The organism is Cellulophaga sp., from assembly GCF_039943695.1.
Lineage (GTDB): Bacteria > Bacteroidota > Bacteroidia > Flavobacteriales > Flavobacteriaceae > Cellulophaga.
The window spans coordinates 1-6,825 of the sequence record NZ_JBDVAA010000143.1; the positions used below are offsets into that span (position 1 = coordinate 1).

General features: G+C 29.7%; 6 protein-coding genes. 5 read left to right on the forward strand and 1 reads right to left on the reverse strand.

Annotation, left to right across the window (positions count from 1 at the left end):
• The first annotated feature begins 62 nt into the window (after positions 1 to 62).
• From ABJD66_RS09490 to ABJD66_RS09510, 5 genes are all read left to right on the forward strand, one after another.
• Entirely contained in the window at positions 63 to 608 is a 546-nt protein-coding gene (locus ABJD66_RS09490) for an acyl-CoA thioesterase (protein ID WP_348130823.1), read from the forward strand.
• A 99-nt stretch (positions 609 to 707) separates the two neighbouring features.
• On the forward strand, positions 708 to 1,322 hold the full coding sequence (locus ABJD66_RS09495) for a hypothetical protein (protein ID WP_348130826.1): 615 nt from the start codon (positions 708 to 710) through the stop codon (positions 1,320 to 1,322).
• A gap of 97 nt (positions 1,323 to 1,419) precedes the next feature.
• The gene (locus tag ABJD66_RS09500; RefSeq protein WP_348130829.1) at positions 1,420 to 3,120 is read left to right on the forward strand and encodes a histidine kinase; all 1,701 of its coding nucleotides are present in this window, start codon (positions 1,420 to 1,422) and stop codon (positions 3,118 to 3,120) included.
• The gene (locus tag ABJD66_RS09505) at positions 3,113 to 3,847 is read left to right on the forward strand and encodes a LytTR family DNA-binding domain-containing protein (protein ID WP_100895485.1); all 735 of its coding nucleotides are present in this window, start codon (positions 3,113 to 3,115) and stop codon (positions 3,845 to 3,847) included. The genes ABJD66_RS09500 and ABJD66_RS09505 overlap by 8 nt, the downstream gene beginning before the upstream one ends.
• Positions 3,848 to 4,050: 203 nt before the next feature.
• Entirely contained in the window at positions 4,051 to 4,680 is a 630-nt protein-coding gene (locus ABJD66_RS09510) for a DUF1266 domain-containing protein (protein ID WP_100895484.1), read from the forward strand.
• A 144-nt stretch (positions 4,681 to 4,824) separates the two neighbouring features.
• Here ABJD66_RS09510 and carB read toward each other — a convergent pair.
• On the reverse strand, positions 4,825 to 6,825 hold a 2,001-nt coding region (gene carB, locus ABJD66_RS09515), incomplete at its 5' end, for a carbamoyl-phosphate synthase large subunit (protein ID WP_348130833.1).

Sequence of the window (6,825 nt, forward strand, 5' to 3'; positions counted from 1 at the left end):
TACTAAATATTTTATTACAGAGGTAACAAAAGAACAATCTCCACACGTTAGAAACTAAATATATGAGCGAATTTAAAACAGTAAACGAATCTAAAGTTTCTATAACTGAGTTAATGTTACCTGCGCACTCTAATTTTGGCGGCAAAGTACATGGTGGTTACATTTTAAACCTTATGGATCAAATTGCTTTTGCTTGTGCATCTAAACACTCTAGGAGTTATTGTGTTACAGCATCTGTAAACAGAGTAGATTTTTTAAATCCTATAGAGGTTGGTGAGTTGGTAACTTTAAAAGCATCTATAAACTACACAGGAAGAACCTCTATGGTTGTTGGCGTTAGGGTAGAATCTGAAAATATTACCACAGGTGTAAAAAAACATTGCAACTCATCATACTTTACAATGGTTGCTAAAGACACACACGGTAAAAGCCTAGTTGTACCTGGATTATTAGTAGAAGATAAACAAGGTATACGTAGGTTTGCACGTAGCATTAGAAGTAAAGAACAAGCCTTTAAAAGAAATAACACGTTTGAATCATCAAACTTTAAAGTAGAAGATTTTTTAGACTCTTTACAAAAAGAAAATGTAAAAATAATATTAAAGTAAGCTTTACAAATATGCGCTAAAACCTAGCAAATATAAACTGGCGTTTACATATGTAAATGGTAACATATACATTTATCTTAAATTAAAAGATTAAATTTTATGCAACAGTTTATAATTAACACAAAGGCTACGTACATTAAAAATATATTACTTACAGAATCTAAAGTTAGACTCTCTGATGAAGACTATAAAACGTTGGAAGCTTTTAATACTGAGTTAGACTCAGATAAAAAAGGGCTACTTAACACGCAACATACTTTTACATATACAGATATTATAAAAATTGTTCCTTTTAAGGAAGATATGGGCTTTCAAGTATTTTTTATAGAAAAAGGGAAAAATGAAAAAGCGTATTTAGATTTTACATCAGAGGAAGAATACCAAAACACCTTAAATACATTAGTTTCTAAAACAAATTTATCTAAAAACAAAGTTCAGAAAAAAACTAAAGCTTGGGTTAAACCAGCTTTATACAGTTTGGTTGCGGCATTACTAACTTTTGCTTTATATGATAGTGCCCTAAAATTAGAAGCTGGTGAAAATGTTGCTGTATCTGGATCTAGAAGAGGTTTAAAAAAAATATTGATATCAATTTCTGAGTCCTTAGGAGCTACAAATAGTCTAATTCTTGGAAGCGTTATTACACTGGTATTTATATTTTTTGCTGTTAAGTCTTACAAAAAAAGTAACATAGAACAGGAAGTTTACAATTAAATGAACATCAAACCAAAAACACCATTATTAATCTAATAGTATCTAAAAATTAATTCTATTTTTATCACTTAAAGAAAAAGTAACAGCCTACCATTTTATGAATAAGTTAAAGTTTATTATAACATTTTTGTTGTGCACCCTGATATATACGGGTTTAAAAGCTCAACAATCTCCAAAAGAGCTTTTTGAAGCCAGAGAATTTGAAGCTGTTATAGATACACTTACCAAAAAAAGTGAGTTTAAAGAACTTAATTTAGATGAGTTATTTTATATAACAAAGTCCTACGGAAGAACCAGACAGTATTCTAATGGCTTGGTTTTTTCTAATAAAATGACAGAAAAAGCTATGAAACTAAAAGATACTACCAATTTGGTTAGAGCTTTTAATTTAATGGCAGAAAACCTTATTGACTTAAATGATATTACAAAAGGAATTGAATATTGTGAAAAAGTAGCTCCTGTTTTTAGAGAAAAAGATTCCATTGAGTTTCAAAAACTATGTTTTAAATGGGGTATGATGTATTACCATAATAACCAATACAAAAAAGCTCATGATATTTATAACAACATAACACTACCAAAGTATAGGAAGCTTTCACTATTTACCAATAACTATGCTCTAACTTTAATGGGTTTAGAAAAATGGGATGAAGCAATTGTTTATTTAAAAAAGTCTATAAAAAAATCAAAAAATAACCGTAGTGTACACTATTCTAATATTGGTTTTGCATATTTAAAACAAGAAAAATATAAAGAAGCAGAAGTATATTTAGACTCTGCCGTTACTTCTATATCTGACAATACATCACTTTACAACCAAAAAAGTATCTATTCTCACTACTTTTTAATGTATAAGAATCAAAATAATGTAGAAAAAGCTGTAACATATTTAGCTAGAATTGAAAGTTTAAACGAAGCTATTTTTAAGCAAAAAATTAGTGAAAAAATAAAAGCCTTAGAAACATCATCTAAACAATTAGAATTTGCCAACACCAGAGAAACTACTCTAAAAAAACAAGTTAAAATTATAGATAACAGATTAGCTTTAGCCGAAAAACAAAAAATTTGGGGCGCTTTTATACTTGTTATACTAGTTGTAGTATTGTTTGCTGTGTTATTTATTTTTAAATACCGTAACATTATAAATGCACACGTACAAATACAAACAGAACAAAGGTTGTTACGTTCACAAATGACTCCGCATTTTATATTTAATAGCTTGTCTGTTATACAAGGAATGATATTAAATAAAGAAGATAAAAAAGCCATTATTTACTTATCTAAATTCTCTAAACTATTACGTATAATTTTAGAAAACTCTAGAGAAAAACTTGTGTCATTAAAAGAAGAGTTACAGGCATTACAGAACTATATTGATTTGCAAAATATGAGTAGAGAAAATAGTTTTAAGTATACTTTAAATATTGATGAAAATATAGATACATCTATCATTTCTATACCTCCAATGCTAATGCAGCCTTTTGTAGAAAATGCTATTGAACACGGATTTAATAATAATTTTGAAAATGCAGAAATATCAATCTTTATTCACTTTAAAGATTCTAAACTTAGCTGTATTATTATAGATAATGGCTTAGGTATAAATAAAACAAGTACTAATAAAAGGAAGAGTAAAAAATCAGTATCTACCCAAATATCTGCAGAACGTTTAAAAATTATGTCTAAAGAGTTAAGAGTAGAAACAGGCTTAACCATAGAAGACAGATCACAATTTAATGAACAAGGTACAATAGTAACACTTACTTTGCCTTACAAAATAGAAAAAGAAGATGCTTAAAGCTTTAATTGTAGAAGACGAATTATATATTAGAAAAGGATTATTGGCAATGATAACCTCTCTAGATAAAGAAGTTACCATTTTAGGTGAATGCGAATCTGTAAAAGAAGCTGTAGTTGTTGCTAACGCTTGTAAACCAGATCTTATTTTTTTAGACATTAATCTATTAGATGGTAATGCGTTTGATTTTTTAGAGCAAACTACAAATTTAAGCTACAATGTTATTTTTATTACTGCGTATGAACAGTATGCTTTGCAAGCACTAAAAAACGGAGCGGTAGATTATATTTTAAAACCTGTAGATATAGATGAGTTAGAAGCCGCTATTGATAAGGCTATAGACAGTAATGTAGAAATAGCTAATGAACAATTAGAAATTGTAAAAAGTGAAATGCTAGAACGTAAAAAAGAAAAGTTAGTTTTACGTTTACAAGAAGGCCTACAGGTAATTGAGTTTAGGTATTTAACACATTGCAAATCAGACAAAGGTTACACTACCTTTTATTTAAGTGATGGTAAATCTTATATAGCATCTAAACCAATAAAGGAATTTGAAAATCAGTTTCCTGAAAAAAACTTTATGCGTACGCATCAATCATATGTTGTAAATTTAAGTTTTATAGATAAATATGATAAAAACGGTTATATTTTTCTAAAATCTGGAGAAAAAATACCTGTTTCTGCACGTCGTAAAAATGACTTTGTAGAACGCTTACTTAATCAATAAGTAAAATTAGATTAACACCATAATATACCGTTTTACATTAAATACATACTAAAGCAACACAAAAAGGCTCAAATCTAAACGAATATAAGTTAATTTAGAGCGGATATATATTTAGAGAAAGTTACACTAAACTTAGACTGTATTTTAGCATAAAAATAAGTATCCAATTAAGTTTTAATATAGATACCAAACAACTATTTATTATGAAAAATACAAAACAATTTAAATTGTTTGCATTGTGCACTGTAATACTATTAAGTATTGTCTCTTGTGGAACAAAAACCGAATTAAAAGATGAAAAACTAAGTAGTTTTATGCTTGGTGGTATTTATTTTATTCACGGATATGGTGGATCTAGTGATGTAGAATCTATGATGACCAATGCTGGTTACTCTACAAATGAAGAGTTAGTTGTTGGCTACAAAGAAATATTTGAATTTCCTTTTGAAAAATCTGATAGCTCTGGTGCAAAAAGAGTATTAAAAAATGCTTGGGGTATAACTAGTAAAGAATCTTTATTAGAAACTTTAGAAGATTTAAAAACAAGAGATTACGCATACAAGTCTTGGGATTATGCTAGAATTACTAATAATGTAGCAATGGGCTACTCTGCAAACTTTTTAACAAAAGAAGAATCTACAGCTATTTTAGCAGATGTATTAGCTATTGCCAAAACTAAATATGACAATTGGGATACTTATTATGAAGATTTTGATAAAGGACGTAAAGACTGGAATGCTGATGACCCAGAAAAAGAATCTTTTGAGACACTAGCTAAAACAATTACTAAAGGAGAAAAGTCTATCTACAAAATACTTCCTTTAAATAATTAAGAGGCATACAGTATTAAAAATGCAACACTAACCCCACTTTGGGACGAGGAATTTTTCCTCTCCCTGTTGGGGTTTATTTATTACTAAAAAAAAAAACCTATTAGAATAAATCTAATAGGGATTTTTTATAATTAAATCTATTGCTTATTTGCTTAAATACATTTTACGTCTTGCATATAAGTTATAAAAATCATCGTCTTTTAAACTATCTATAAATAAAATACTTTCTCCTGTACTTTTCATCTCTGGACCTAAGTTTTTATTTACATTAGGAAACTTATTAAAAGAGAATACTGGCTGCTTAATTGCAAAACCTTCTAACTGAGGGTTAAAATTAAAGTCTTTTACTTTTTTATCTCCTAACATTACTTTAGTAGCATAATTAACGTAAGGCTCTTTGTATGCTTTTGCTATAAAAGGTACCGTTCTAGACGCTCTAGGGTTAGCTTCTATAATGTAAACCATATCATCTTTAATAGCAAATTGTATGTTTATTAAACCAACCGTATTAAGTGCTAAAGCAATTTTTTTAGTATGATCTTTTATTTGCTGCATTACAAACTCCCCTAAGTTAAAAGGAGGCAATGTAGCATTAGAATCTCCAGAATGCACACCACATGGCTCTATATGCTCCATAATACCAATTATGTAAACATCCTCGCCATCACAAATTGCATCTGCTTCTGCTTCTATTGCTCCATCTAAATAATGATCTAATAATAGCTTATTACCTGGTATAGATTTTAATAGGTTAACAACGTGCTCCTCTAACTCTGCTTTGTTAATTACAATTTTCATTCCCTGACCTCCTAATACGTAAGATGGCCTAACTAACAAAGGAAAATCTAATTCGTCTGCTAGTGTCAATGCCTCATCAGCAGTTTCTGCTATACCATATTTTGGAAAAGGAATATTATTTTCTAATAACATTTTAGAGAAATTTCCTCTGTCTTCAGCTAAATCTAGAGACTCAAAACTAGTTCCTAATATTTTTATACCGTATTTAGATAATTTTTCAGCTAGCTTCAATGCTGTTTGTCCACCTAGCTGTACAATTACACCTTCTGGTTTCTCATGCTGAATAATATCATAAATGTGTTCCCAAAAAACAGGCTCAAAGTATAATTTATCTGCTGTATCAAAATCAGTAGAAACCGTTTCTGGGTTACAGTTAATCATTATAGTTTCATAGCCACATTCTGCAGCTGCTAAAACACCGTGCACACAACAATAATCAAACTCTATACCTTGCCCTATTCTGTTTGGTCCAGAACCAAGTACTACAATTTTCTTTTTATCAGTAACAACACTATCATTTTGTACATAACGTTTACCGTCTGGTGTTTCTATTTCTGCCTCAAAAGTAGAATAGTAATAAGGTGTCATTGCTTTAAACTCTGCAGCACATGTATCTACTAGTTTAAATACTCTGTTAATGCCTTGAGCAGAACGCTTTGTATGTACTTCACTCTCATAACAGTCTAACATATGCGCTATTTGCCTATCTGCAAAACCTTTTTGTTTAGCTTCTAGCAATAACTCTCTTGGTAAACTCTCTACTGTATATTTAGAAATTTCTTTTTCTAGGTGATGTAATTCTTCATACTGACGTAAGAACCACATATCTATTTTAGTAATTTCATGAATTCTACTCAATGGAATACCCAATTGTATTGCATCGTATATTACAAAAACCCTATCCCAACTTGGCACAGTTAGTTTTTGTATAATTTGATCGTAATCTTTATATCCTTTACCATCTGCTCCTAAACCATTACGTTTAATTTCTAATGATTGTGTTGCTTTATGCAATGCTTCTTGAAAAGAACGTCCTATACCCATGACTTCACCTACAGATTTCATCTGTAAACCTAAAGTTCTGTCAGATCCCTCAAACTTATCAAAGTTCCAACGAGGTATTTTTACAATAACGTAATCTAAAGTAGGCTCAAATAAAGCAGATGTAGATTTTGTAATTTGATTATCTAACTCATCTAAGTTGTAACCAATAGCTAATTTAGAAGCTATTTTTGCAATTGGATACCCGGTTGCTTTAGATGCTAATGCCGAAGATCTAGATACCCTTGGGTTAATTTCTATTGCAATAATATCTTCTTTTTCATCTGGACTAACCGCAAATTGCAC

Bases quoted from the DNA above. Each gene is read 5' to 3' on its own strand.
- ABJD66_RS09495 (WP_348130826.1), top strand. From the start codon at position 708: ATGCAACAGTTTATAATTAACACAAAGGCTACGTACATTAAAAATATA.
- ABJD66_RS09500 (WP_348130829.1), top strand. From the start codon at position 1,420: ATGAATAAGTTAAAGTTTATTATAACATTTTTGTTGTGCACCCTGATA.
- ABJD66_RS09510 (WP_100895484.1), top strand. From the start codon at position 4,051: ATGAAAAATACAAAACAATTTAAATTGTTTGCATTGTGCACTGTAATA.
- ABJD66_RS09505 (WP_100895485.1), top strand. From the start codon at position 3,113: ATGCTTAAAGCTTTAATTGTAGAAGACGAATTATATATTAGAAAAGGA.
- ABJD66_RS09490 (WP_348130823.1), top strand. From the start codon at position 63: ATGAGCGAATTTAAAACAGTAAACGAATCTAAAGTTTCTATAACTGAG.